The organism is Methylibium sp., from assembly GCF_013817365.1.
Lineage (GTDB): Bacteria > Pseudomonadota > Gammaproteobacteria > Burkholderiales > Burkholderiaceae_C > Methylibium.
In genome coordinates this window covers 1-3,347 of record NZ_JACDCU010000431.1, presented here as the reverse complement: position 1 = coordinate 3,347, position 3,347 = coordinate 1, and the positions used below count along the sequence as shown (strand labels likewise).

The following is a 3,347-nucleotide window of genomic DNA, read 5'->3' as shown; positions in this document are numbered from 1 at the left end:
TTCGTGATCGCCTCCGGCTGGTCGCCGGCCGGCGGATAGGGCATGTAGAGCTGGAAGGGCGAGTCCGGAAAGCCGATGAACTCGCCGCTCGGCAATGGCTCGAGGGCCTCGGGTGCGAGGCTCAGCACGTCGGTGGGAACAGTCATGGTGACTAGAATTCGGGTTGTCCCGGAGCAAGGCAATCCGTCAGCGTAGCGGAATCGTCAAGCCCCTGTCACCACCCCCCACCGCAACCTGCCGAGCCTGCCATGTCCGCCCTCTTTTCCGCTGTTGAAATGGCCCCCCGCGACCCGATCCTGGGCCTCAACGAGCAGTACAACGCCGATCCGAACCCGGCCAAGGTCAATCTGGGCATCGGCGTGTATTTCGACGAGAACGGCAAGCTGCCGCTGCTGGGTTGCGTGGCGGCAGCCGAAGCGCAGATTGCCGCCGCCCCCAAGCCGCACGGCTATTTGCCGATCGACGGGATCGCCGCCTACGACAAGGCCGTGCAGGGACTGGTCTTCGGCAACGAGGCCGTGGCCAGCGGCCGCATCGCCACCATTCAGGGCCTGGGCGGCACGGGGGGCCTGAAGGTCGGCGCTGACTTCCTCAAGAAGCTGCGCCCCGAAGCGAAGGTCCTGATCAGCGACCCGAGCTGGGAGAACCACCGCGCGCTCTTCAACAACGCGGGCTTTGCGGTCGACACCTATCCGTACTACGACGCCGCCAGGCGCGGCATCGACTTCGAAGGCATGCTGAGCGGACTGAACGCCGCGCCGGCCGGCACGATCGTGGTGCTTCACGCCTGCTGCCACAACCCGACCGGCTACGACCTGGGCCCTTCGCAGTGGCAGCAGGTGATCGACGCGGTCAAGGCGCGCGACCTGGTGCCCTTCCTCGATCTGGCCTATCAGGGTTTCGGCGAAGGCATCGCCGAGGACGGCGCCGTGATTCAGCAGTTTCTGGCCTCCGGTCTCGATTTCTTCGTCTCCACCAGCTGCAGCAAGAGCTTCTCGCTCTACGGTGAGCGCGTCGGTGCGCTCAGCGTCGTGTGCGCCAGCAAGGACGAAGCCGGGCGCGTGCTGAGCCAGCTCAAGACCCTCATCCGCACCAACTATTCCAACCCGCCCACCCACGGCGCGTCGATCGTCGCGGCCGTGCTCACGACGCCGGCGCTGCGCGCGCAATGGGAAGAAGAACTGGCCGGCATGCGCGTGCGCATCAAGGCGATGCGCGTGGCGCTGGTCGAAAAGCTGCAGGCCGCCGGCGTGCGCAGCGACCTCGCCTACATCACCGAGCAGCAGGGCATGTTCAGTTATTCGGGCCTGAGCACGCCGCAGATGCAGCGGTTGCGCAGTGAATTCGGCATCTACGGCCTCGATTCCGGGCGCATCTGCGTGGCAGCGCTCAACCACGGCAACCTCGACGCTGTCGCCAAGGCCATTGCCGCGGTGATGTGAGGCGGCGGTGTCCGGCCGGTGAGGCCCGGTGGTCGGGGGCCGCGCCCTGAGGGCGCCTGCACCGTCTCCCGGCGGCATCCGAGCCTTGATCCTTGCCGCTCGCGCGGCGCATTTGCATTTCTTTGCAAGGGTCACGTGGCACGCTTTGCCACCCAATGCGGTCTGATGCGTTATAGCTCTGTCGTCGTGACAAGCGACGCGAGGTAAACGCATGAACAAGACCCCGAAATGGACCGTCGCGGTGGCCGCCCTGGCCGCGCTGTGCGCTGTGCTGCTGGCGGCCACGATGCCCGCATGGGCGCAGGAGCAAGACGTTGCGGTGGCCGACCCGCCCGGCCGCGTCGGGCGCATCAGCGCACTGGTAGGTGCGGTCGAGATCTCGCGTCAGGCCGGTGAGGCCTGGGAGCGGGCGCAAATCAACCAGCCCGTCACCGGACAGACGGCGCTTCGGTCGCCGCCGGGCAGCCAGGCCGAGGTGCGCATCGGCTCGACCTCCGTGCGGCTCGGCGCCGACACCCAGGCGGTGTTCTCTCAACTCGACGACCACGCCATCGCGATCGACGTGGCCCAGGGCACCGTGCGCGTGCGCTTGCGCAGCCTGCCGACGGGCGATGCGTTCAGCCTGTCCGCAGACGCCGTGCGCGCCGAAGCCCAGGGCCCCGGCGACTACCGCGTCGGCTACGACCCCGACCTTCGCGCCTATACGCTGCGCGCCCTCGCCGGCGAACTGCGGGTGGTGACGCCGACCAACACCTACAACCTCGAGGCGGGCCAGGAAAGCCGGGTCGAGGACGGCGGCCAGAGCGTGCAACTGCACGCCATGGGCGAGCGCGACGACTTCGACGCCTGGGCCGAGGCGCGCGACGGCCAGCAAGACGCATTCACCGCGGCTCGCTACGTCTCGCCCGAGACCACCGGCATCGAGGCGCTCGACGAGCACGGCCGCTGGAACGTGACCGACGAGTACGGCCCCGTCTGGTACCCGCGCAGCGTGCGCTCCGGCTGGGCACCCTACCGCTACGGCCACTGGGCCCACGTCCATCCCTGGGGCTGGACCTGGGTCGACGACGCTCCCTGGGGTTTCGCGCCCTTTCACTACGGCCGCTGGGCCATGATCGACAGCCGCTGGGGCTGGGTGCCGGGGCCGATCGTGGCGCGGCCGGTGTGGTCGCCGGCGCTGGTCGGCTATGTGGGCGGCTATTCGAACGGCGTGAGCGTTTCGATCGGCATCGGCTCGCCTGTCGGCTGGTTCCCGCTCGGGCCGCACGAGATCTACCACCCGCCCTTCCGCTATTCGCAGCGTTACTGGGACCACGTGAACTGGCGCCACAAGCACCGGGACCATCGGGACGGCAAGCGGCGGCATGACGGCGACTGGCGCCATGACCGCGACGGCCATGGCGACCGGGGCGCTCGCGACGACCGCCGCATGACGCGCCAGCCGATCCCCGGCTATCGATATGCGAAGCAGGCCGACGCCCTGACCGTCGTGCGTGCCGACGACTTCCGCGGCTCTCGCCCGGTGGGTAGCGAGCGCCTGCGGCTCGACGCCGGGCAGATTGCGCAACTCGCGCCGATGGCCCCCGGCGTGCGCCTGCCGACCGTGCTGCCCCGACTGGGCAGCAATGCGGCGGTCGGCGGGCCGGTTTCCCCCGTGCTTCGGCTACCGGCGCCCCCGCGGCGTGAGCGAGCCGAATCATCCCGGCGCGACGGCGGCGGCGGTGGCGCGTTCGCCCGCGAGCGCAACGACGAGCCGCCAGGCACCGAGTGGCGCCGCGGGCCGCGAGACCGCGATGCCGGCGGCGCCGATGACCGGCGCATGGTCGTGCGGCCGCCGTCTACCGCCGGCGAAGCGCCCCTGCGCCGTAGCGAGCGCGGCGAACGCGGTGCACGCGGCGACGGGGC

General features: G+C 69.8%; 2 protein-coding genes. Both read left to right on the top strand.

Translation table 11 applies throughout. From position 1 onward, the window contains the following. Positions 1 to 248 precede the first annotated feature (248 nt). Entirely contained in the window at positions 249 to 1,442 is a 1,194-nt protein-coding gene (locus H0W38_RS19150) for an amino acid aminotransferase (protein ID WP_292457150.1), read from the top strand. Between the two features lie 211 nt (positions 1,443 to 1,653). Continuing rightward, positions 1,654 to 3,347, top strand: a 1,694-nt coding sequence (locus H0W38_RS19145; RefSeq protein ID WP_292457147.1) for a DUF6600 domain-containing protein, incomplete at its 3' end; no start/stop codon positions are given.